The sequence below is a fragment of the Olsenella urininfantis genome (assembly GCF_900155635.1).
In the GTDB taxonomy this organism is placed as follows: domain Bacteria; phylum Actinomycetota; class Coriobacteriia; order Coriobacteriales; family Atopobiaceae; genus Olsenella_G; species Olsenella_G urininfantis.
The window spans coordinates 738,491-761,932 of the sequence record NZ_LT732540.1 but is presented as its reverse complement, the minus strand read 5'-3'; the positions used below and the strand labels follow the sequence as shown (position 1 = coordinate 761,932).

At 65.9% G+C, this 23,442-nt stretch carries 19 protein-coding genes; 1 reads left to right on the top strand and 18 read right to left on the bottom strand.

From position 1 onward, the window contains the following. Positions 1–4: 4 nt before the first annotated feature. The 15 genes from CZ375_RS03495 to lepA form a co-directional block, all read right to left on the bottom strand. The gene (locus CZ375_RS03495) at positions 5–2,563 is read right to left on the bottom strand and encodes an FtsK/SpoIIIE family DNA translocase (RefSeq protein WP_077597915.1); all 2,559 of its coding nucleotides are present in this window, start codon (positions 2,561–2,563) and stop codon (positions 5–7) included. A 6-nt stretch (positions 2,564–2,569) separates the two neighbouring features. Continuing rightward, entirely contained in the window at positions 2,570–4,231 is a 1,662-nt protein-coding gene (locus CZ375_RS03490; protein ID WP_077597914.1) for a ribonuclease J, read from the bottom strand. Positions 4,232–4,467: 236 nt separating this feature from the next. Beyond that, on the bottom strand, positions 4,468–6,681 hold the full coding sequence (locus CZ375_RS03485; RefSeq protein ID WP_077597913.1) for a polyribonucleotide nucleotidyltransferase: 2,214 nt from the start codon (positions 6,679–6,681) through the stop codon (positions 4,468–4,470). Between the two features lie 92 nt (positions 6,682–6,773). Continuing rightward, positions 6,774–7,052, bottom strand: a complete 279-nt coding sequence (gene rpsO, locus CZ375_RS03480) for a 30S ribosomal protein S15 (RefSeq protein WP_077597912.1) — start codon at positions 7,050–7,052, stop codon at positions 6,774–6,776. Positions 7,053–7,204: 152 nt separating this feature from the next. Next, positions 7,205–7,957: a DNA repair protein RecO gene (recO, locus tag CZ375_RS03475; protein WP_200799686.1), complete on the bottom strand. Its 753-nt coding sequence runs from the start codon at positions 7,955–7,957 to the stop codon at positions 7,205–7,207. Position 7,958: 1 nt separating this feature from the next. After that, positions 7,959–8,882: a GTPase Era gene (era, locus tag CZ375_RS03470; RefSeq protein ID WP_097677373.1), complete on the bottom strand. Its 924-nt coding sequence runs from the start codon at positions 8,880–8,882 to the stop codon at positions 7,959–7,961. A gap of 39 nt (positions 8,883–8,921) precedes the next feature. After that, complete coding sequence (locus CZ375_RS03465; protein ID WP_077597911.1) at positions 8,922–9,299, bottom strand: diacylglycerol kinase family protein; 378 nt, start codon at positions 9,297–9,299, stop codon at positions 8,922–8,924. After that, positions 9,296–9,808, bottom strand: a complete 513-nt coding sequence (gene ybeY, locus CZ375_RS03460; RefSeq protein WP_077597910.1) for an rRNA maturation RNase YbeY — start codon at positions 9,806–9,808, stop codon at positions 9,296–9,298. The genes CZ375_RS03465 and ybeY overlap by 4 nt, the downstream gene beginning before the upstream one ends. Next, positions 9,808–10,776 (bottom strand): PhoH family protein, encoded by a 969-nt coding sequence (locus CZ375_RS03455; protein ID WP_077597909.1) that lies wholly within the window; start codon positions 10,774–10,776, stop codon positions 9,808–9,810. Before CZ375_RS03455 ends, ybeY begins: the two co-directional genes overlap by 1 nt. A gap of 72 nt (positions 10,777–10,848) precedes the next feature. Continuing rightward, positions 10,849–12,099 (bottom strand): MiaB/RimO family radical SAM methylthiotransferase, encoded by a 1,251-nt coding sequence (locus CZ375_RS03450; protein WP_077597908.1) that lies wholly within the window; start codon positions 12,097–12,099, stop codon positions 10,849–10,851. Then, positions 12,099–13,241 carry a DnaJ C-terminal domain-containing protein gene (locus CZ375_RS03445; protein ID WP_077597907.1) on the bottom strand — a complete coding sequence of 381 codons (1,143 nt, stop codon included), beginning with the start codon at positions 13,239–13,241 and terminating at the stop codon, positions 12,099–12,101. Before CZ375_RS03445 ends, CZ375_RS03450 begins: the two co-directional genes overlap by 1 nt. 56 nt (positions 13,242–13,297) lie before the next feature. Beyond that, the gene (locus CZ375_RS03440) at positions 13,298–14,392 is read right to left on the bottom strand and encodes a DnaJ domain-containing protein (protein ID WP_077597906.1); all 1,095 of its coding nucleotides are present in this window, start codon (positions 14,390–14,392) and stop codon (positions 13,298–13,300) included. 100 nt (positions 14,393–14,492) lie between these two features. Beyond that, entirely contained in the window at positions 14,493–15,782 is a 1,290-nt protein-coding gene (locus tag CZ375_RS03435; RefSeq protein ID WP_159438360.1) for a coproporphyrinogen-III oxidase family protein, read from the bottom strand. After that, the gene (locus tag CZ375_RS03430) at positions 15,779–16,843 is read right to left on the bottom strand and encodes a tRNA dihydrouridine synthase (RefSeq protein WP_234966835.1); all 1,065 of its coding nucleotides are present in this window, start codon (positions 16,841–16,843) and stop codon (positions 15,779–15,781) included. Before CZ375_RS03430 ends, CZ375_RS03435 begins: the two co-directional genes overlap by 4 nt. Further along, positions 16,840–18,651, bottom strand: a complete 1,812-nt coding sequence (gene lepA, locus CZ375_RS03425; RefSeq protein WP_077597904.1) for a translation elongation factor 4 — start codon at positions 18,649–18,651, stop codon at positions 16,840–16,842. The genes CZ375_RS03430 and lepA overlap by 4 nt, the downstream gene beginning before the upstream one ends. 138 nt (positions 18,652–18,789) lie before the next feature. Between lepA and rpsT the strand changes: the two genes are divergently transcribed. Next, positions 18,790–19,053, top strand: coding sequence for a 30S ribosomal protein S20 (gene rpsT, locus CZ375_RS03420; protein ID WP_077597903.1), 264 nt, complete (start codon positions 18,790–18,792; stop codon positions 19,051–19,053). Between the two features lie 102 nt (positions 19,054–19,155). Here rpsT and holA read toward each other — a convergent pair whose 3' ends face one another. The 3 genes from holA to CZ375_RS03405 are packed head-to-tail and all read right to left on the bottom strand — an operon-like array spanning position 19,156 to position 23,195. Beyond that, positions 19,156–20,130 (bottom strand): DNA polymerase III subunit delta, encoded by a 975-nt coding sequence (holA, locus tag CZ375_RS03415; protein ID WP_234966833.1) that lies wholly within the window; start codon positions 20,128–20,130, stop codon positions 19,156–19,158. A 28-nt stretch (positions 20,131–20,158) separates the two neighbouring features. Beyond that, positions 20,159–22,549, bottom strand: a complete 2,391-nt coding sequence (locus CZ375_RS03410) for a ComEC/Rec2 family competence protein (RefSeq protein ID WP_234966832.1) — start codon at positions 22,547–22,549, stop codon at positions 20,159–20,161. Beyond that, the gene (locus CZ375_RS03405) at positions 22,542–23,195 is read right to left on the bottom strand and encodes a ComEA family DNA-binding protein (RefSeq protein ID WP_159438358.1); all 654 of its coding nucleotides are present in this window, start codon (positions 23,193–23,195) and stop codon (positions 22,542–22,544) included. Before CZ375_RS03405 ends, CZ375_RS03410 begins: the two co-directional genes overlap by 8 nt. Positions 23,196–23,442: the final 247 nt, after the last annotated feature.

The following is a 23,442-nucleotide window of genomic DNA, read 5'->3' as shown; positions in this document are numbered from 1 at the left end:
GCTGCTACACCTCCCGGTATTTCTCCTCTTGGGTCCTCAGGTCTTCCAGGCCGTCCTTGTCCAGAAGGACCTCGCGGGGCTTTGAGCCGTCCGGGGGACCAACCACACCCTTGGACTCGAGCATGTCCATGATGCGACCCGCCCTAGCGTAGCCCACCTTCAGGCGGCGCTGCAGCCCCGAGGTTGACCCTAGCTGAGAGTCCACAACAATCTGGGCGGCCTCCCACACCAGGGGGTCATCCTCCTCCTCGAATTCTCCGCTGCCAGAGCTGGGCTGTCCGGGGACCACCTGGGAGAGGATCTCCTCGTGGTAGTCCGGCTCCGCCTGATCGCGGATGAACTCGACGACGGAGTTGATCTCGCTGTCCGAGGTGTAGCAGCCCAGGACACGCTTGGGAGAGAGCCCCCTGTCCTTGAAGAGCATGTCACCGTGGCCCAGGAGCCTCTCGGCACCCGTCTCGTCCAGGATGACGCGAGAGTCGATGCCAGAGGACACCTTGAGGGCGATGCGGCTGTCGATGTTGGACTTGATGAGGCCCGTCACGACGTTCGCCGATGGCCTCTGCGTAGCGATCACCAGGTGAATCCCCGCGGCGCGGGCAAGCTGGGCGATGCGCACGATCGAGGCCTCCACGTCCTTGCCTGCGACCATCATGAGGTCGGAGAGCTCGTCGATGACGATGACGAGGAAAGGCATCGGTTCGGGGGGGTTGTCCATCTCGGAGAGTTTGCCGGAGACGCACATCTTGTTGTAGACCTTGATGTCGCGCGCCTGGGCCCTCTCGAAGACCTTGAGGCGCCTCTCCATCTCTGACACCGCCCACGAGAGGGCGCTTGCGGCCTGGCGAGGCTCGGTCACCACGGGCACATAGAGGTGGGGCAGGCCGTTGTACCCGCTGAACTCGACGCGCTTGGGGTCGATCATGATGAGGCGCACCTGCTTTGGGGTGGTACGCATAAGCAGGGACATGATCATGGAGTTGATCATAACGGACTTGCCCGAGCCCGTGGTGCCGGCAACCAGCATGTGGGGCATCTTGGCAATGTCGGCCACCACGGGCCTGCCCGCCGAATCGCGGCCGATCGCAACCTCGAGGGGGCCGCCCGAGGCATGCGGAAGCACGTCTCCCAGATGGACGTTCTGGCGAGCCTGGTTGGGAATCTCTATGCCCACGAACGACGTGCCCGGGATGGGCGCGAAGATGCGGACCTTCTCGGCGGCGAGGGTGAGCGCGATGTCGTCCTCGAGGTTGCGGATCTTGTTTACGCGCTCGCCCTCCCCCATCTCGACGCGGAAGGTGGTGACCAAGGGGCCGGAGACATAGTCAACGACCTTGCTGGAGAGGCCGAACTCCTCGAGCGTCCCCTGCAGGCGGGCCTTGGTGTGATCGAGCTCGTCCTTAGAGCTGGAGCTTGAGGCGCTGTTGGGGTTGGACGAGAGCATCGAGAAGGGAGGCAGCTCGTAGCCCTCGACGTCATCTCCGGGACGCGTGGCCTCTGAGCGCGCGCTCGTCACCTGCCGCTTGGTGACGACAGGACTTGCCGAGGGAGCCTTCGACGGCGCGTCGCCACGCTTGCTGCCACGTCTCCCCTTTGCCGGTGCCGCATCCAGGAGGAAGTCTGGCACGGACAGCTGCTGCTTGTCGGAGGCCTCACGATCGAGGGCGGAGGCGGGCCCTGTGGCCGCCACCTCCTGGGCGGGACGGGAGAGCTCCACGTCAATGTCAGGATGGCGCCTGCGCCCCAAAAGGCGCGTGGGGCGCTCGCAAGACTCTGTAGGAAGCTCTCCCTCCGAGGCCTCCTCCCGTGCGCGCCCGCGCGTGAGGACGCTGGTCTTTCGCGATCCCAGAAAGGTGGTGGCGGTCTCTTCCAGGGGAGGCTGTCGTCCCACGTAGGGCTCCGGCTCAGGGGAGGAGTAGGCGGCCCGAGCGTCCCGACGCCTCTCCCTTGCGCTGCGCCCTGCGTCGATGACCCCATCTGCCGCGCTCCTGATGCGAGCGACCAACCCCGAGACGGAGAAGCCGCAGACGATGACGCCGGCCAGGGCCATTCCCGCAAGAATGACGTTGCCCACGGTCCTGCCCACGAAGCTCAGCAGCGTCCAGGCTATCGCTGCGCCCACGTAGCCACCACGAGTCAGAATGGCCACCTTGTCAAACACCAGAAGCGGGTCGGCCTCGGCGGAAGACATGTTGATGGAGAGAAAGCCAAGCACCGCAAGCACCACCAGGGCAAGGCCCAAGGCCATGCGACCGGAGACGGGCTCCTCCCCGTCCAGGAAGAAGGTTCCCGCAAAGAGGGCGATGGAGAGCGGGCAGAGCAGGGCGCCAACGCCAAAGCACAGCCCCAGGAACTCGCCCGTGGCCCTCGTCACGGGAGCGGAGGAGGGCGAGAGGACGGAGATGGCCATCGCGACGGCGAGAACGATCAGCGACACGCCGATGATATCGCCGACCGCGCTTCCCCTGGCAGGGGCCTTGGGAAGCGACGTGCGCGGACGACGGCCACCCGCCTGACCGGCAGTCCTCTTTGCTTGTACGTTTGACCTGCGATTCGAGGACATCTAGGGCTAGACCTCCATGACTACCGGGATGACCATGGGACGCGTGCGCGTCTTGTTCCAGAGGAAGTTGCCCAGCGCGTTTCTGGCGCTCTTGCGCAGGGACTCGATGTTCGAGCTGTCCTTGCGGGCCGTCTTGGAGAGCTGCTCCTTCAGAGTCGCCTGCGCCTCCCCCATCAGCTCGTCGGTGTTGAACGAGACGCCCCTGCACGCGATCTCGACGTCACCGATGGTGCCGCCCCGCTTGGCGACGGTAACCACGCAGGTCACGATGCCGTCGCTGGCAAGCTTCTGACGGTCGCGGAAGACGACGGGGTCGCTGTCGGTGACGGAGAGGCCGTCCACGTAGACCACACCGGACTCAACCGGCGTGCCCCAGCCGACCTTGCCGTCCGCGATCTCCACCACGTCGCCGTTGTCGGAGATGAAGATGCGGTCGCGCCTGATGCCCATGGACTCGGCGAGCTTCGCGTGGGCACGCAGATGAACGGCCTCGCCGTGCACGGGCATGAAGTAGCGGGGGTTTGCCATGGCGAGCATGAGCTTGAGCTCCTCTTGGCTTGCGTGACCCGACACGTGCACCAGGGTGTTGCTGCGATCGAAGACCGCGCAGCCGATCTTGGAGAGCGAGTTGATGATGCCTGCGACGCTCTTCTCGTTGCCAGGAACGGGGGTGGCAGAGATGATGACCGTGTCATCCGAGGTGATGGTGAGCGACTTGTGCTCGCCCGACGCCATGCGGCCGAGGGCGCTCATGGGCTCACCCTGGCTGCCGGTGCAGAGGACCACGATCTTGTCGTCGGGGATGTCCGCCATGTCAAAGGCATCGACTATGTCCTCGTTGGATATCTTGAGGTATCCCAGCTCGCGGGCGACGCGCGTGTTGGTGACCATGGAGCGGCCCGTGACGACGACCTTGCGCCCCACCGACACCGCGGCATCGCACACCTGCTGCAACCGGTGGATCTGGCTGGAGAAGGACGCAACGAAGACTCGTCCCGTGGCGTTCTTGATGATATGGCGCAGCTGGGGGCCCACGGCGGACTCGGAGGGCGTGAAGCCGGGCCTGGTGGCATTGGTGGAATCCGAGAGGAGCAGGTCTATCCCCAGCGTGGCAAAGCGGTTGATCGCCTGGTAGTTAGGCCGCACCCCATCAATGGGCGTCTGGTCGAGCTTGAAGTCCCCGGTGTGCATGACGGACCCAGCAGGCGTGCGCATGTAGACGCCGAGGGCCCCGGGGATGGAGTGGGTCATGGCAAAGAAATCGATGCTGAAGGCACCCAGGTTGAGGTGCGTGCCATTGGTGACCTCGCGGAACTTGGGAGAGTTGATCTTGTGCTCCGCCAGCTTGCCCTCGATGATGCCCAGCGTGAGCTTGCTTGAGAAAATGGGGACCTTGGGGCCAAGGTCCATCAGGAGGTAGGGCAACGCGCCCGTGTGGTCCTCATGCCCGTGGGTGATGATGATGCCGCGCAGCTTGTGCTCGTTCTCGAGCACGTAGGAGTAGTCGGGCAGGATGAGGTCGACCCCGGGCTGCTCGTCGTCGGGAAACATGAGACCCGCATCGACAAGGACCATGTCGTTGCCATACTCGAAGGCGGTCATGTTCTTGCCAATGCCATCCAAGCCCCCGAGGGGAATGATCCTCAGGGGAGTTTGCTTCTTTGCCATGCTGTGTGCGTTCCTTCCGTTGCGGGTAGGCAGATTCAGTTATCAGACGGTGCCGCTGCACCGGTCACAGGCTTGCTGCAAGTGCATGATTGTACCTATAGTACCCGCAACGAGGCCTCACCGAGCGCGCAACGATGCGAACCGCAACACCTCCAACAGCCACAGCAAAGAAGGCACCTGCGGGACTTGGTCTCCCGCAGGTGCCTTGTGGTCAGACTTGGGCGTGCGAGGGTCTGTTAGCCCTCGTGGTGACGACGGGGCTGACGACCGCCGCCGTTACCCTTGTCGCCGGGGCGACGGGGGTTGCGACCCTGCCTCTCGCCCGCGCGCTCGTGGGGCTTGCCGGAGGATGCGGGGGCCTCGGGCTTGTCAACGCGGTCGAGGCTAATCTTGCCCTTCTCGTCAACCTCGAGAACCTGGACCTTGACCTCGTCGCCGATGGATAGGACGTCCTCCACCTTCTCCACGCGGCCCTTGGCCATGCGGGAGATGTGCAGCAGGCCATCCTTGCCGGGAAGAAGCTCGACAAAGGCTCCGAAGGGCTGGATTCCCACGACACGGCCGTTGTACTCTTCGCCCACCTCGGGAACCTTGACGATGGCTCTGATGCGCTCCGCGGCCTCGTCTCCCGCACCGTTGGTGCCCGCGATGAAGACGGTGCCATCCTCCTGGATGTCGATGGTTGCGCCCGTGTCATCCTGGATGCCGCGGATGACCTTGCCACCGCTGCCGATGACGTCGCGAATCTTGTCGGTGGGGATCTGAAGGCTGATGATCTGCGGCGCGCTTTCCTTGGTCGCCTCACGGGGGGCGGGGATCTGCTCGAGCATGGCGTCGAGGATGTACATGCGGCCCTCGTGAGCCTGCATCAGGGCCTGACGCAGGATCTCTGGGGTGAGGCCGGTGGCCTTGTTGTCCATCTGCATGGCGGTGATGCCCTTGGTGGTGCCACAGACCTTGAAGTCCATGTCGCCGAGGAAGTCCTCGAGACCCTGGATGTCCGTGAGCACCACGGTCTTTCCGTCCTCCTGGATGAGACCCATGGCAACGCCAGAGACGGGACGGGCCAGGGGCACGCCCGCGTCCATCAGGGCCAAGGTGGAGCCGCAGGTGGATGCCATGGAGGAGGAGCCGTTGGACTCCATGACCTCGGAGACCACGCGAATGGTGTAGGGGAAGTCGTCCTCGCTGGGAATGACGGGCAGAAGGGCGCGCTCGGCGAGGTTGCCGTGGCCGATCTCACGCCTCTTGGGGCTGCCCATGCGGCCGGTCTCCCCGGTGCAGAAGGGCGGGAAGTTGTAGTGGTGGATGTAGCGCTTGCCATCGACGGGCTCGATGGTGTCAAGACGCTGCCACTCGTTCAGCATGCCCAGGGTGGCGACGGAGAGAACCTGGGTCTGCCCGCGCTGGAAGAGGCCGGAGCCATGGACCAGGGGCAGGTAGTCGGGCTTGACCATCAGGGGACGGATCTCGTCGGCCGCGCGGCCGTCCACGCGCTCGCCGCACTCGACGACCATCTTGCGCATGGCATGCTTCTCGAGGCCCTTGAGCTCCACGGGGATCTCGCGCTCCCACTGGGCGCGCTCCTCGTCCGTGAACTCGTCGCGGATGGAGTCCTTGAGCGCCTCGACCTTGCCGATGCGCGAGAGCTTGTCGGCGTCCTTGAGGGCGGCCTCCATCTCGGCATAGTGGGCAAACACGCGGTCATGCACTGCGGCGACGGGCTCGTCGAGGATGTACTCGCGCTGGGCGATCGCGCCGTTGGCCTCCTCGTACTTGGCGATGAAGGCCTTCTCCTGCTCGCAGAAGGCAGCGATGGCCTCCTGACCAAAGGCCATGGCGGCAAGCATGTCCTCCTCAGAGATCTCCTTGGCGCCAGCCTCCAGCATGGAGATGAAGGTGGCAGAGCCCGCCAGCTCGAGGTCGAGGTCGGAGGTGTCGCGCTCCTCGTAGGTGGGGTTCACTATGAACTCGCCCGTCTCGGGGTTGCGGGCGATCCTCACGCAGGCAAGAGGGCCCTCGAAGGGAACGCCGCCCACGGAGAGGGCGCAGGAGGCGCCCATGATGGAGATGGTGTCAACGGAGTTGACCTGGTCTGCCACCAGAGGCATTGCCACGATCTGGACCTCGTTGCGGAATCCACTCGGGAAGGAGGGGCGTATGGGGCGGTCGATCATGCGGGCGGTGAGGGTGGCCTTCTCGGATGGCCTTGCCTCGCGCTTGAGATAGCCGCCGGGAATGCGGCCCACGGCGTACATCTTCTCGATGAAGTCCACCGTCAGGGGGAAGAAGTCGTAGTTCTTGCGCTCCTTGGAGACCACCACGGTGACGTTTACCGTGGAGTCGCCGCAGGAGACGAGGCACTCCCCCGTTGCCTGCTTCGCGAGCTCGCCCGAGCTGAGGGCGTAGTGCTTGCCGTAGAGGTCGAACTCGTGCGTAACCTTTGTCATTTCTTTTCCTCTTATCTCCGCCTGCCCCTTTGCAGGCGGGCCGCAAATGCAAGGGAGCGCCCTCAGGCGCTCCCCTCATGACACGCTGTGACTTACTGGATGTTGTCGCGGATGCCCAGGCTCTTGATCAGGGTGCGGTAGGCCTCGACGTCCTGCTGCTTGATGTAAGAGAGGAGGCGACGACGCTGGCCGACGAGCATGAGGAGGCCGCGACGGGTGTGGAAGTCCTTCTTGTGGGACTTCATGTGCTCGGTCAGGCCCCTGATGCGCTCGGTGAGGAGGGCGACCTGCACGGGCGCGGAGCCGGAGTCGTTAGCGTCCTTGCCGAACTCGGCGATGAGCTCTGCCTTGCGCTCCTTGGAAACTGCCATGGTAAAACCACCTTTCGACATAGATTCGCCCCGAACTGGGATGGGCGTCTGGCAATGGCGCACCGCCAAGTACGGGGTAATGACTCAGCTAGGATAGCACGCCGTTCGTCGTCACGCCACAAGAGGCGTGCCCCCGCAGCATGCACACAAGCTCACACGCTGAGAAGGAACTCGAGGGATCGAAGCCGCGCGTCCGTCTGGGTGGTCGCCCAGGAGTGGGCAAGGGAGACCAGCAGGGTTGACAGCTCAAGGCTCGGCACGTCACCTTCAAGGAGCTGGTCGAAGGTGCAGCCGATGAGCGCCCTGAGCCAAGAGAACTCGCTGGCGCTGAGCTCCTGGGCGCCGGGCACATCCTTGGCGCAGCTGGCGCACAGCGCTCCTCCCGCAAAGGACGAGAAGCGCGAGACCCGCGCGTCTCCGCAAGACGTGCAGAAGCCGAGCTCGGGCCGCCACCCACCGTGAGCGAGCAGCTTGAAGGCATAGGCAGCAACGACGAGGTCCAACTGCTCCTGCCCGCGCGCCTCCTCGCAGGCGGCAAGCGCGCGGGTGCAGATGGGATAGAGGTAGGGGTCCCTCACGTCCTGGAAGGAGCACAGGCGGGTCACCTCGCACACCGCGCTCGCCGCGCTTACCCGGGCCAGGTCTCCCCTCAGGCCCGCATGCGGCTCGACGATGCTTGCCTCCGAGACGATCTCAAGGCTCCCGCGGCCCTTCGCCAGCAAGAGGTCGCTCTCGCAGAAAAGCTCGGAGCGCGACGCCAGCCTGCCGCCAGGCTTTCGGGCCCCCTTCGCCACGGCGCGAACCTCCTCGCCCTCCGAGGAGAGCATGGTCAGGATGAGGTCCTGTTCCGCGAGCTTGGTGCGGTCGAGCACCACGCAGCGCAGGTGCCGCGTGCGCTGGGGCACCCTAGCCCTCCGCCTCGAGGCCCATGCGGCGGATCTCGTTCTGGTCCCGTCTCCAGAGCGGCCTTACGCGCACCTGGAGGTCCAGGAAGCAGGGGGCGTCCAGGAGCCTTTCCACGTCACGACGGGCTTCCATGCCGATCTTCTTGATCATGGCACCCTTGTGCCCTATGACTATTCCCTTCTGCCCCTCGCGCTCGACGACGATGGTTGCGCTGATGGAGGCATGCCCGTCCTTTGCCCACTCCACGTCATCGCAGATCACGCCCACGGAATGGGGCACCTCCTGCCTGAGGTTGAGCAGCACCTTCTCGCGGATGAACTCCGCAACGAGCTCCTCGTCCTCCATGTCCACGTCCATGTCCTCGGGAAACCACCTCGGGCCTTCGGGGAGGTGCTGGGAGACCAGGCTCAGGAACGAGTCCACGTTGAAGCCCTCGCGGGCGGAAACCACCAGGGCGTCATCGAAGGGGGCCAGCGCGCGGGCCGCGTCGAGCTGGGCGCCCACCTGCTCGCTCGTCGCCTTGTCGGCCTTGGTGACGACCAAGAGCTTGAAGGGGGCGCGTGATGCGGCAACGTGCTTTGCGACCCACTCGTCCCCCCTGCCCACGGGCATGGTAGCGTCTATGAGAAGGGCCACTACGTCCACGTCAGCAAGCTCGCCCAGGGCGGCCTTGTTGAGCTCCTTTCCCAAGGCGTCCTTGGGCTTGTGCAGGCCTGGCGTGTCCACGATGACCAGCTGGGAGCCGGGGGTGTTCACCACTGCGCGCATGCGCCTGCGGGTAGTCTGAGCAACGGGGCTGGTGATGGCGATCTTCCCGCCGTAGCAGGCGTTAAGCAAGGTCGACTTCCCCACGTTCGGCCTGCCCACAAGGGCAACGAAGCCGCTGCGAAAAGGCCGGGTCTTGCTGTCTGGGCTCTGCATCATTTCCTTCTCCTTCGAGCGTGAGCCTAAGCTCGCTTGTTCCTAGGGGGCAAGCAGGGCGTTTGCGTATACCAGAAGGCCCACCAGCGCAGCAAAGACGCTCAGGACCCATACGGCCGCGGCGGCAATGTCCTTCGCGCGGCCCGCAAGCGGATGGAACTCCGGAGAGACGAGGTCTACCACGGTCTCGACGGCAGTGTTGAAAAGTTCGGCGGCAATGACGCCGGCACAGCACAGCAGAATGACGGCCCAGCTCAGAAGGTCGACGTGCAGCACGAGGCCCAAGGCCACGGCGAGGAGGGCCGCCGCAAGCATGACCTTGATGTTGCGCTCCTGACGAAGGGCACCCACAAATCCCTGGATGGCGAAGAGGAAGCTGCGCTTGAAGCTGGGATGGCTCGGGCGCTTACCGGGTATCAAGCGCCCTCACCCTCCCGATGCCTTGTCAGCGTCACGTGATCAAGGGCATGGTCCGTTCCCAAAAGGGCCAAGAGCTCGTCCTCGCGTCCCTCCATGAGCTGTGCCTCGGCCTCCTCGAGGTGGTCGTACCCCAGCAGGTGCAGCATGCCGTGCACCAGTAGCAGGCGGCACTCGTCGGCGGGCGTGGTCCCAAATCCCTCGGCCTGTCGCGCGATGTAGGCTGGCGCAAGGACGACGTCTCCCAGCTCGCACGGCTCCCCTGGCGCAAGGTCGGGGTCATCGGGCCTCTCGCACTCAAGGCTCAGGACGTCCGTGCAGCGGTCCTGGCCCCTCCATTCGCCGTTGAGCTCGCGCATCCTGTCGTCCGAGACCACGCTGAGGGAGACCATGCAGGGACGCGAGACTCCCTCCTCATGCAGCACCAGGTCCATGACGGCAAAGAGCTCCTCCTCGCCGAGCGGGCAGCTGACGCCCCCCTCCATATGGAGGTCGTAATCCCCACGCGCCATCAGGACGCACCTTCCCCTCTGCCACGGCGCGAGCGCGCCTCGTAGGCGTCCACGATCCTTGCGACCAGGCTATGGCGCACGATGTCCGCGCGCCCGAGATCCACGAAGGAGATGTCATCCATGCCCTCGAGCACCTCGCGAGCGGAGTCGAGGCCGTTCGCTCCAAGGAGGTCGCGCTGGGTGACATCCCCGGTAACGACGAACTTTGAGTTGAACCCCAGGCGCGTCAGGAACATCTTCATCTGGTCGGGAGTTGTGTTCTGGGCCTCGTCGAGTATGACGAAGGAGTCGTTCATGGTGCGACCGCGCATGAACGCAAGGGGGGCTATCTCAATGATGCCCTGCTCGATGAGGGCGTTTCCCCTCTCCATGTCCGTCATGTCGAAGAGCGCGTCGTAGAGTGGTCTCACGTAGGGGTCGAGCTTCTCCTGCAGGGTGCCGGGCAGATATCCTAGCGACTCCCCCGCCTCCACCACGGGTCGCGCCAGCACGATGCGGCCAACCTCATGGCGCTTCAGGGCGGCAACCGCCATGGCCATCGCCAGGTATGTCTTGCCAGTGCCGGCAGGTCCCAGGCCAAAGGTCACGGTGCTCTGGCGGATCGACTCTATGTAGCGCAGCTGGCCTGCGGTCTTCGGGCGAATTGCACGACCGCGATAGGTGAGCAGGATGTCATCGGAGAAGCTCTGAAGCTCATGGGGAGGCCGCGCGACCTGCCCCAAGAGAAGGTCCACATCCGCCATGCTGGGGCTCTCCCCCGCCTCCACCATCCGTATCAGGCGAGAGAAGATCGCGGTGAGCTGCTCGACCTCATCCGTGGGGCCGATGAGGGTGAGCTGGTTGCCGCGGACGGACACCAGGGCGGAAAAGGCCGACTCGACGCGCCTGAGCAGGGAGTCAGCGGGCCCCATGAGCAGGATCGGGTCAATGGAGTCCGGTATGGTGAGCCGCAGCTGGGTTGGGTTCATCTGTGCGAAATCGTCCCTTCGACATTCCTTCCTGCACCGCATAGAGCCATCATAGCGGCCCAGGCGGGTGGTTTATGCCCTCAGCGCCACGAGTGTCCCGTCCTCGAGCACGCTCGTTGGCGTGACGTGCACGAGCGTGTCCACGGCAAGGGAGGGGTCAAGGGCCACGTCGAAGAGGCCGCCCGTCACGCCACGACCGCCCCCCTGCACCAGGGCAAGCTCCCTGCGCCCCACGCACTCGAGGGCGCTGGCATGGCGCATCTCGCGCGCGAGGGAGCGAAGCCGTCGGCTTCTTTCGGCCATCAGCTGCGGCGGGACCTGGTCAGGGGCCTTTGCCGCGGGGGTGCCAGGACGCTTCGAGTAGCGAAAGACGTGCATCTTTGCGAAGCGCATGTCCCGGCAGAAGGCGAGGCCCCGCTCGAACTCCTCGTCCGTCTCGCCGGGAAAGCCCACGATGAGGTCGGTCCCCAGCGCGAGGCGAGGAAGGGCCTTGCGCGCGGCGGAGACGATCTTCCGGTACTGGCGGCTGTCGTAGACCCTTCCCATGCGGGCCAGGGTGCTGTCGCAGCCAGACTGCAGGCAGACGTGCAGGAAGGGCGCGATGCGCTCCTCGTGGCGCGCCATGACTTCGAGCAGGGCCTGCGTGACGTCCGGGGGCTCGATGGAACCCAGGCGCACGCGGCCCACCTCGGTCTCGCCCATGAGAAGCTCGAGCAGGTCAGGGAGGCAAAGGTCATCGGAGCGATAGCTTCCCAGGTTGATGCCCGTAAGCACCACCTCGCGACCTCCCGCGGCAGCGGCCTCCCTCACGCTCTCGACAACCTTGTCAGCGGCAAGGGAACGAGCGGGTCCTCGGGCCTTCCAGACTATGCAGTAGCTGCAGCGGTTGTCGCAGCCGTCCTGGATCTTGATGCCAGGACGGCACCTTCCGGTGGCGGTTGGCGTAAGCACGAGCTGACCCGAATCGTCCACGGCACCCTCGTGCACCCCCAGCTCGTCCAAGACGAGGCGGGCGACCCTGGACTTCTGCGGCTCGACCAGGACATTGGGCGCGATGTCCCTGAGCTCGTCGGCAAAGAGGCTGACGACGCAGCCCGTGGCGCAGACGAGGGGGGCATGGGGAAGGCTGGACATGTGGCGCAGCAGCTTGCGCGTCTTCGCCTCCGCCTCCCCCGTCACGGCACAGCTGTTGACGACGATGGCGTCCGCCTCGCCGGGTTCCACGCGCCGGCAACCGGCGCGCAGGAGCTCGCTGGCGATGAGGTCGATCTCAACGCGGTTGACCCTGCACCCCAGGTTGACGAAGGCGACGGCCGCACCCACTACTTGCCCTTCCCGCGGCGGTGGCGGCCCGCCTTCCCCGACGCGGCGCCCTCACGCCTGCCCTCGCGCTCCCTGACAAGGGACTCGATGGTCTCAAGCTGATCGCCGGTGAGGTCCCTGGGGGTGTTCACCTGCACGAGCGCAACGAGGCTGCCGCGTGATCTCATGCCGCGCCTGGGCATGCCCTTGCCCTCCACTCGAAGCTGGTCCGCATACTGGCAGCCCGCGGGAACGCTGACCTTGACCTTCTCGCCCTCCAGGATGCCGTCGATCTCGAGCGTGGTCCCCACCATCGCCTGCAGGGCGTCCACCTCGAGCTTGCAGACGAGGTCGTCCCCCTCGCGCTCGAAGAAGCCGTGCGGAGCAACGTCTATGCGAACGACAAGGCTGCCCGAGACGTCTCCGCGGACTCCGGCCTCGCCCTTGTCCTTGATGCTGATGGTCTGACCGGAGCGGACGCCCGCCGGCACCTCTATCTCAACGGTCTCGCGCGAGGGGGTCCTGCCTTGGCCGGCGCAGGTCTCGCAGGGCCTGTCCACGACCTTGCCCGTCCCCCCGCAGTCGGGGCAGACGGACTGCGTCTGCCGCTGGCCGAATATGGTCCTCTGCACCTCGACGACGCGGCCCGTGCCGCCGCAGCGCGAACAGGTGGTCTCGTGCCCGCCCTCGGCAACCCCAGAGCCGCCACAGTCGTCACAGGGGGCGAGCCGCTCGTAGGAGACGGTCTTCTTGCAGCCTGCGGCAGCCTCTTCGAGCGTGAGCTGCAGGGTCATGCCCATGTCGCGGCCGCGCGTGCGCGCGGCTCGGGTGGCACCTCCACCCATGCCGCCGCCGAAGAAGGAGTCGAATATATCGTTTATCCCAAAGCCCCCGCCGAAGATGTCCGACATGTCTACGTAGTCGGAGCCAAAGCCGCCGGGCCCGTCAGGGTTTCCGTAGCGGTCGTAGTTGGCGCGCCTGCGCTCGTCCGAGAGGACCGAGTACGCCTCGTTGACCTCCTTGAAGCGCTCCTCTGCGTCCTCGTCCTTGTTGACGTCGGGGTGAAGGCTGCGCGCTTTCTTGAGAAACGCCCTCTTGATGGTCTTGGCGTCGGCGTCCCGCGCAACTCCAAGAAGCTCGTAATAGTCTTGACCTTCTGCCACTCTTACCAATCTCCCAACACGCGCGATCTAGGAACGGGTCGAACGAAGAGGAACGGCTAGCCCACGTATCCGGCCCTGCCCAGCACCGAGCAGGACTGCATGAGCAGCGTAAGCAATGCGAGCATGAGCCCGGTGGAGGCGCCGCGCGCCATGGACTCGGCCCCGTGGCGCCACCAGGTCTTCGGGTGCGCCACGCCCTCCCTGAAGGCGTAGAGGCAGCCCATGACCGCAGGGACGACAATGGCGAACGCCATGGAGGCGATGGTATGGGTGAGGAGGGCGACCACGGCAAGGGGCAGCGCGAAGCCCAGGAGCTGGAAGCCAAAGGACTGCCTGCGCGAGAGCCTCTCCGTGGGGACGCCCACACGGCAGACGAAGTCGCCCGCCTCCCTGCCGTTGGTCCCGGCGTTGCCCATGCCGGTCACGCGGATCTCGTCGCCGTCGTGCGAGCCTGCCGGGACCTCCACCACGACCTCGCTGGCAGAGAGCACGCGGCCCGAGCCGCCGCAGTTGTGACAGGGATCCGCCACGACCTTTCCCGTGCCCTCGCACTCCGGGCACTGCATCTCCATCACGCCAAAGCCAAAGATGCCCGAGAGGTCCACGCTCATGTGACCGGTGCCGCCGCAGGTGGGGCAGGTCTCGGCGTGCTCGTGCTCGACGGATCCCTTGCCGTCGCAGACGTCACAGGGGACATAGCGCTGGTAGGTTACGCCGCGCCGGCATCCCTTTGCCGCAAGCTGCTCGTCAAGGTCAAGCTGAAAGGTCACGTCGGCACCCGCGCGGGGGTTGTAGGAGCGCGAGGAGGACCTGCGTGACTGGCCGCCGAAGGGGAAGTCCCAGCCGAAGGGAGACCCAGGCCAGCCGGCAGCGCCGCCAAAGGGAGACTGCGCTCCCCCTGGGGCCGATGAGTACCCCGCGAAGGGGGAGCCGCGGCGCATGGCGTCATAGCGCTTGCGCTTGCTCTCGTCCGAGAGGACCGCGTAGGCCTCGGAGACCTCCTTGAAGCGCTCCTCGGCATCCGGTTCCTTGTTCACGTCGGGATGGAGCGTGCGTGCCTTCCGCTGGAAGGCACGACGTATCTCTGACGTGTCCGCGTCCTTTGAGACGCCGAGAACGGCGTAGTAGTCCTTCTCGTTCATGGAGGCCATGGAACCCTCGCTTCTGGCTGACGTGGTGGGTGGCGCATGCGGGCGCCGTTGGGAAAGTATATCCAAGCTGAGGGGGCGCTATTCCCTCCGGGGGCTCCTCTCAGACGCCCTGCACATGCAAGGGCTCGGGCGAGGAGGGCGAGAGCCCCCACAGGCGGCCGTAGAGCTCGTTTCCCAGAAGCCACCCGCGCTCGCTGGGAGCAAGGCCTCCGTCGGGGAGAGGGGTTGCGAGGCCACGCGCGAGAAGCTCCCCCAGGGCAGCCTCCACGCGGCCCTCGCCCAGGACGCCGCGCGCGCAGTCCAGGAGCCTCGCGTCAATGCCGCGCGTCAGGCGGGCGGAAAGCATGAGGTCCTCGGACATCTGCTGGCGGCGGTCCAGGAACTCAAGGTCGAAGGAGAGGCTTGACGGCGCGGGATCCAAGGCCATCTGCCTCCTGGAGCTGGTGACCGTAAGGCGAACGCGCGAGCACTCGGGCCTTGGTGGCGGAAGCTGGGGACAGACGTCGCGCAGGAGCAGGTAGCCCGTGCGCGTGAGCATGCTGGAAGCCCCCGTGCCCAGCCCAAGATAGGGCTGTCCCGTCCAATAGCTCTGGTTGTGCAGGCACTCATGGCCGGGCCTCGCGTAGCTCGCCACCTCGTAACGGGAAAGCCCGCGCGCGGCAAGCAGCCCCTCCGCCTCGAGCATGCGCCGTGCCTGGACCTCGTCTGAGTTCCAGGCCGGGTCCGCCTCCGCAAGACCACGCTCGAGCTTTGTCCCCTTCTCGATGGCGAGTGGATAGACGCTGAGGTGGGCCACCCCCAACTCGAGCAGTGACGAAAGGCTCGCCCGCCAGCTTTGGGACGTCTGGGCAGGGATGGCGCACATGAGGTCGCAGGAAAGGGCGAGTCCCGAAGAGAGCGCGTCCTGGGCCGCCTCAAGCGCGCGCCGCGCGCTGTGGATGCGCCCCAGCCGGGAGAGCTCCTCGTCATCGAGGCTCTGCACTCCCATAGACACGCGCGTGGCGCCAGCCTCCCGCGCGGCGGAGCACAGCCCTGCGTCCAGGGACTCCGGGTTTGCCTCGAAGCTCAGCTCCTCGATCGCGGGGCTCTGGGCAAGAAGCTCCCCAACGAGGTGCGCGAGCGTGTCGGGCCCCAGCATGCTTGGGGTGCCACCGCCCAGATAGGCCGTGCGCGCCCTTCCCACCAGCCCCAGGCCCGCAAACGCCCGGAGCTGGGACTCGAGGGCATGTGAGTATTCCGCCATGAGCGGGTCGTGCGCCCGGGTCGTCCAGGACGGGAAGTCGCAGTACAGGCACTTGCGCTCGCAAAAGGGCAGGTGCAGGTAGACGGACTCCACGTCTGGCCTTTCGTAGCGAGAGGGCCAGCCCCTTGGGGCGTCGGCCTCGCTCACAGGAGGCCCTGCCCCTGCGCCAGCTCGCGCATGCGGGCGGCAAGGGCCAGGTAGTCGTCCAGGGTGTCGCAGCGCATGGCATCGTTTCTCCATGCGGCGGCATGGGGCAGCCCCTTGAGGTACCACCCCGCAAGGCTCCGGGCGCGCGCCATATGCGCCCCCGTTGCGCCAAGCAGCCTCAGGTGCAGCTCGAAGGCCTCAATGCGCTGCCCCGTCGTGGGCTCCTGCGGCTCTTTCCCCAGCAACAGGTCACGCGCCTGCGAAAAGACCCAGGGGTTTCCGTAGCTCCCCCGAGCCACCATGACGGCCGTGGCGCCCGTCTCGCGCAACATGGCGACGGCCTCGTCAGCGCCGCGCACGTCACCCGAGCCAATGACCGGAACGCTCACGGCCTGGGCCACGCGGCCGACGCAGCCCCAGTCGGCCTGGCCGCGATAGAGCTGAGAGGCGAAGCGGCCGTGGACTGCCACGGCCGCTGCGCCGGCTGCCTCCATCGCACGGGCAAACTCCGGGGCAAGCTCCGCCCCCTCCCGCCTTCCGCGCCTGATCTTGCAAGTGACGGGAACCTTGAGCTCGGAGCGGCAGGCTTGGACGATCTTGGCGGCACGTGCGGGGTCGTCCATCAGGGCGGATCCCGCCCCGCCCTTGGTGACCTTGGGCACGGGGCAGGCCATGTTGATGTCCACGAGCGCAAGGCGTCCCTCCAGGCGGAGGGCAACTGCGGCGGCGGCCTCCCTGAACTGGTCGGGGACCGAGCCAAAGAGCTGCACGGCAACCTGCTCCTCGGCCTCGCAGGGAAGGACGAGACCCCATGTCTTGTCGCTTGCGTAGTGGATGCCGGCAACGGAAACCATCTCGCTGTAGGCAAGAGACGCCCCGCCGGCGCGCGCCATGCAGCGCCACGCCCCGTCGGTGACGCCAGCCATGGGCGCCATCAGGAAGGGCCTCTTTCCCAGCAGGTTTCCCAGAGTGCCAAAGGATGCCGCAGGAAAGGGCTCGGCGTGCGCGGATAGCCCCGCCGACCCGGCATGCCGGGCGAGGAGCTTCGAGGGCTGCGTCACTCGTCGTCCACCTTCAGGACGGCGAGGAAGGCCTCCTGCGGCACCTCCACCGATCCGATGGACTTCATGCGCTTCTTGCCCTCCTTCTGCTTCTCGAGCAGCTTGCGCTTGCGCGAGATGTCTCCGCCATAGCACTTGGCGAGGACGTCCTTGCGCATGGCCTTGACGGTGGAGCGGCTGATGACCTTGTTGCCGATGGCGCCTTGGATGGGAACCTCGAACTGCTGGCGCGGGATGATCTCCTTGAGCTTGTCGCACAGGCCTCGGGCGAGCGAGTAGGCCTTGTCCTTGTGCACGATGAACGAGAGGGCGTCAACCACCTCGGAGGAGAGCAGGATGTCGAGCTTCACCAGGTCGGAGCGGCGGTAGTCGCTAAACTCGTAGTCCAGGGAGGCGTACCCCTTCGTGCGACTCTTGAGCTGGTCGAAGAAGTCGAGGATGAGCTCGGCGAGCGGGATGTCGAAGTGCATCTCGACGGACTTCTCGGTGAGGTAGACCATGTCCTTGGTGACGCCCCTGTGCTCGATGGCCAGCTGCATCACCGCCCCCATGAACTCGGGGGGCACGATGACCTTGGCCTTGAGGTATGGCTCCTCGATGTGGTCGATGCGCGTCACGTCGGGAAGGTCCTGTGGGCTCGTGATCTCGAGCATCTCCCCGTCCGTCCTGAAGACGTGATAGTTCACCGAGGGCGACGTGGCTATGAGGTCCAGGTCGAACTCGCGCTCGAGGCGCTCCTTGACGACCTCCATGTGCAGCAGGCCCAAGAACCCCACACGGAAGCCAAAGCCCAGGGCAACGGAGGTCTCCGGGGACCACGTGAGGGACGGGTCGTTCACCTGGAGCTTCTCGAGGGCGTCTCTGAGGTTCTCGTACTGCTTGTTGTCTATGGGGAAGAGGCCCGTGAAGACCATGGGCTTGGCCTCGTGGTAGCCCGGGCAGGGGGCGTCACAGGGCCGGTCCCGCTCGGTGATGGTGTCACCCGTCTTTACGAGAGAGGGGTCCTTGAGGCCAGTGACCACGTAGCCAACCTCGCCCACGCCCAGCCGCTCGAGGGGGGTCTCGAGGGGGCGCTTGCAGCCGACGCCGTCGCAGAGGAAGTCATCCCCAAGGGCCATCATCCTAAGCTGCTGCCCTCGCCTGATCGACCCGTCAAAGACGCGCACCATGGCCACCACGCCGCGGTAGTCGTCGAAGTACGAGTCGAGGATGAGCGCCTTGAGCGGCGCGTCAGGATCGCCCTCCGGAGCGGAGATCAGGTAGACGATGGCCTCCAGGAGGTCGGCGATGCCCTCCCCCGTCTTGCCCGAGACGAGCACGGCGTCCTCGGCGGGGATGGCCAGCTCGTCCTCTATCTCGGCCTTGACCTCATCGGGATGCGCGGAGGGCAGGTCTATCTTGTTTATGGCAGGCACGATGTCCAGGTTGGCGTTCATGGCCAGGCTTGCGTTGGAGACGGTCTGCGCCTCCACGCCCTGGGTGGCGTCCACCACCAGAACCGCGCCCTCGCAGGCCGCCAGCGAGCGCGAGACCTCGTAGGTGAAGTCAACGTGGCCAGGCGTGTCTATGAGGTTGAACTGGTACTCCCGGCCGTCTTTGGCGGTGTAGGAGACGCGCACGGCGTTCGACTTGATGGTGATGCCACGCTCCCGCTCGATGTCCATGCTGTCCAGCATCTGGGAGGCAAGGTCTCGCTCCTGCACGGTATGCGTGAGCTCGAGTATGCGGTCCGAGATGGTCGACTTGCCATGGTCGATGTGGGCCACGATTGAGAAGTTACGGATATGTGAGGTATCGTTTGTAGACATGGCGATGATATTAGCGCATTTTCGCGCGAGCATGCTATACTGCCGTGGTTGACCTCGCCGTGTCAGGTGTCGGATTCCCCACATCCTTCACCTCATCAAGTTCAGAGGCCTCAGGGATAGATTCGAAAGGAACCGCACGTGGCTAACATCAAGTCGCAGAAGAAGCGCATCATCACCGCCGAGAAGGCCCGTATGCGCAACAAGGCCGTCCGCTCCGAGCTGAAGACCGCCATCAAGAAGGTCCGTCTTGCCGTGGAGGAGGGCAAGGTTGAGGAGGCTCAGGCCGCGGCAAACGCAGCAGGCCGCCTGCTGGACAAGGCCGCTTCCAAGGGCATCATCCACAAGAACCAGGCTGCCCAGCGCAAGAGCGGCGCCCAGAAGCTGGTCAACACCATCAGGTAGCTTCTGCGCAACACATCGCATGTCTGAGGGGCACCCAGCTGGGTGCCCCTTTTCATGGCGCCATGACGCAAGCGAGGCCAGATGACACGCGGGGCGTTCGCCCTAGCAACCGCAGACGGACAGCACCAGCTTGGTAAAGCTCAGATCTTGGTCAGATCCGCCCTTGAGCTCGCGCTCGCAGAGACGGCACTCCATGAGGGCACGCTCGAGCTCGCCATCGGCGAAGCCGCGGGCCCAGAGGAGATGCCTCTTGATCTGCCAGGACTGCTTGCCCAGCTCGGAGGCAAGAAGCGACCCCTCCCCACGGGCGTCAAGCGATCGTGCGCACACGAGCTCGCGCAGGCGGCCCACAAGCAGCGAAAGCAGGGCGACCTGGGAGGGCTTGGCCATGAGCCGGTAGAGCGAGAGGGCCTTGCGCGCGTCACGCGCGCAGACGCTGTCCAAGAAGTCCCAGGGCTTGACCTCGGCAACGCGAGCGACGCCCCTCTCGACGTCTTCCACGGTAATCTCCCTCGAGGGGGAGGCGCAGAGGAGCGTGGCGAGGGTCCTCAGCTGCGTGTCCAGCATGAGCGTCGACTCCCCCACGCGGGAGACGAGCTCGCTGGCCGCGGCATCCGAGATGCTCATTCCGTATGACCGGGCAATCTTCTGGATGCCGGGCGTCAGCTCCCAGCGCTTCTTGGGGGTGCAGTCGATGACCGACTTCGCACCAACGGCCTTCACCGCCTTGTAGAGGCGGGTGCTCTTGGCAAGTGACGTCGAAACCAGACAGACCACGCAGTAGGGGCTTGGATCCTTGAGGTAGGTGACGATCGCCTCGGAGCAGGGCTTGGGGAGCTTTTCGGCGTTGCCCACCATCACCAGGCGAAAGCCTGAGCCCACAGGGAGCGTGTCAAGCGTTGCGCGCACGGACGGCTCCTCGAGGTCTGGGCCAGCCTCGATCTGGTCGAGGTTGAACGCCTCGAGACCAGGCTCGAGACGCGCCCTGAGCCGCTGCTGGGCGCTACGGCTCTTAAGCTCGTCTGCGCCCACGATGAGATATGCGGGCAGAAGCCCGCCACGCACGTCGTCCGCCACGTGACACTCCCCCTTCTGACGCACAACATCATGCCACATCGGGCAAGGCCTCGGCAGGTCGCTCGCAGCTGACGAGAACGCCTTCGGCTCCCGGCGTCACGCTGACGCTTCCCACGTCCATCGTGCAGAGGAAGCGAACGCCCTGCTCGGCGAGAAGCTCGCGGCACTCCAAGGATGGGTGGCCGTAACGGTTTCCCCTGCCAGCGCTCGCGATCCCGAGCTGTGGGCTAAGGGCCCGAAGCGTGTCCGCTGATATGGAGACCTTGGAGCCATGGTGACCAAGCTTGATGAAGTCCACCTGGGCAGGCGCGACGCCCGCCATGGCCCTGGCGGTCTCGTCCCTCTCGGCATCCCCCGTGAGCAGGCAGCGCAGGCTGCGGCCGGCCCCCTCATAGCTCACGAGCAGCTCCAGGGAATGGGAGTTCTGGCTGCCGTCCACGACCCCCTTCGGCCAGATCACGCTAAGCCGGAAGCCACCAACAGACAGCACGTCGCCAAGCGAGAGCTCCTCGAGGGGAACGTCCGCGAGCTCGCCCATGGTTGCCTTGAGCTCGGCGGGGATGGCCTGGGCTACGCCACGCGCCACGAAGATCCGTCCCACGCCAAGGCCCCTGAGGGCTGACAGGCCCCCCATGTGGTCGTCATGCAGGTGCGTCAGGAGGACGGCGTCAAGGTGCAAGACGTGCTGCCGTGCCAGCGCGTCCGCAACCCTGGCGTCAGGGCCCGCGTCCACCAGCAGGGCATGCGGGCCATCCCGCACCAGGATCGCATCGCCCTGCCCCACATCCAAGACCGTAACGCCTGCGGGCGCGAGAAGAGTCCAAGAGAGCGTCAGGGCGGCTACAGCCACCGCAGAGAGGGCCACCGCCACCTTGGCCGCCCGCCTTTGTGGCCTGGGCCAAAGCAGCAGGACGAGAGCGGCAAGGCAGAGCTCGAGCGCAAGGGAAGGCGCAAGGCCGCAGCTCACGTGCACGCTCGCGAGGGGCAAGGCGGACAAGGCCCGGACGAGCCCCAGGATCAGGCGGGCAAGAAGGTCACAGGACGCGAGCAGAAGGCCAGAGACGGGCTCCAGGGGCAGCAGAAGCAAGGAGGACATGCCAAGACCCAGAAAGAGCGAGAACGGGAATGAGAGGAGGAGGTTGGCAAGGGGTGCCACAAGAGAAAACTCCGAAAACGCCGCGCAGCTGAGTGGTGCGCACGCGACCTGCGCCACCAGCGTTGCCGCAAGCATGTCCCTGACGAGACGCCTCCACCCCCTCACCCTGAAGGCAAGCCCACGAGGCAGCGATGACCCAGGGAGGAGGTCGACCTGAGGGGACAGGCACGCCAACCATGACGAGGCGTAGGGCACGAAGAGGCAGAGGCCGAGCACGGACGTCATGGAAAGGAGAAAGGAGAGCTGGCCGGTGACGGCAGGGTCCGCCAGGGCCATGGCAAGACAGACCGCGCAAAGCGACGAGGTCGCATGCGCGCGCCTCCCCACCAGCTGCCCTCCCAGCGCCGCCCCCATCATGAGCCAGGCCCTCAAGGCGGAGGGGGGCATGCCGCAGAGGAGCACGAAGGCGAATCCGGTGAGCTGCAGCGTCACCAGGCGCACCCGCGGGCCGAGGCCCATTGACTCGAGCAGGGAGGACAGGAGGCCCGAGACGATGGCCAGATGACCGCCGGACACCGCCACCAGATGGGAGAGCCCGCAGCGCGCGAACGCATCACTCACGCCCCGTGCCGCCAGCTCGCAGGAATATGCGCAGGTGCTGGCGGCAAGCAACGCGCGTTCCGCCGACTCCTGCGGCGCGAGGCGCTCTATGATGCTGCGCCTGAGCGCAAGCAGGACCCCCCGTGCCCCATCCGCAGGCGTGCGGCCCTGTATCCTGGACACGCTCACACGGCCGCAGATGCCCTGCCTCCTGCAGGAGATGTCCCATTCACCCTCACCCAGCGCGGAGAAGCGCCCCACGCCCCTGACGCGGTCCCCCAGGTCGCAACGCTCCGGCAGGATCAACCAGACCAGCGATTCCTCCCCCGCCGGACCGCTCGCGCGCGCCCTCGAGGACCATCCGCGAGGAGACTCCTTGGGGTCGCAGACAAGCTCGAACTCCCATGCCGAGACGGACGAGGCCGAGAGCGCGTCTGCCGCGCGGCCGTCAGCACCCGCACGCAGGGCGGCAAGGTGCAGGGACACGCCCGCAAGCGCCACGACGGAGGCGAGCCACACAAACGTCACCCCCTCCTTGGGCCGGCGCCTCGCGCGCAGAAGCCATGTCGTCGAAATCGCCACGGCTAGCAGAGAGAGCGAGGTCAGCGGGGGTGATGGAGCGAGGCCCACGCCCAAGACAAGCTGCTCAACGAAGATGACCGCAAGGAGCAGGGGGAGCATCAGGGGAATCGAGGGCCTGTCAGGCATGCGCTCGCTAGACAACAACATTGTCCTTGAGTCTCTCGAACTTCTTCTCCCCTATGCCCGAGACACGCATGAGGTCCTCCACAGACGAGAAACTCCCGTTTGACTCGCGGTCCCTGATGATGGCTGCGGCCGTTGACTGGCCCACTCCCGGCAACGTGCAGAGCTCCTCGGCACTCGCGCTGTTTATGTTCACGAGACCCGGCGCCACCGCTGCGGCCACGGCGCTTGCCTGGTCTTGGACCTGCGTGTCCTCAGCGCTGGGAATGTGAATCTTTTCTCCGTCCTTAAGGGGTGCGGCCAGGTTGATGCCGCTGGTGTCGGCCCCCTCCGAGAGGCCCCCCGCCGCCTCCACGGCATCACGTGCCCGCGGAGCAGCGCCTTCTATCTCGTACACTCCGGGATGCGACACGGAACCATCCACGTGCACCACGACGCCCCGTGACGGCCCGGGGGCATCCTGTTGCTCGTCTGCCGTCGCGTCCCCGGCCAACGCTTCCGACTCTGGCGCGCCGCGCTTGAGCTCCAGGCCGCCTTCGTGTCCAAAGAGCAGTGCGCCGGCCGCGCAGGCGAGCGCAAGCAGAAGGAGCGCGATTGCTCCCCGTGCCCCAACGACATGGCTCCCCAGGGCCTCGAGGGGTCCGCCCTTTTGTTTCTGCGCCATAGAAAACCCACCTCCCGTTCCCATTCTGGGAGAGGAGGTGGGAATGAGATCTGACAAAAAACGTCGGATGAGCCACTTGCTTGCGGCCGACTAGCGACCCACGCGCAGATTTTCAGGAACTAGTCCTCGGAGTTGCGCCTGGGGCCACGGAATCCACCGCGGTCGCCGCCACGGTCTGCGCGGAAGCCGCCGCGGTCGCCGCGTGGACCGCGAGGGCCGAAGCCGCGGTCGTCACCAGGGCCGTGCC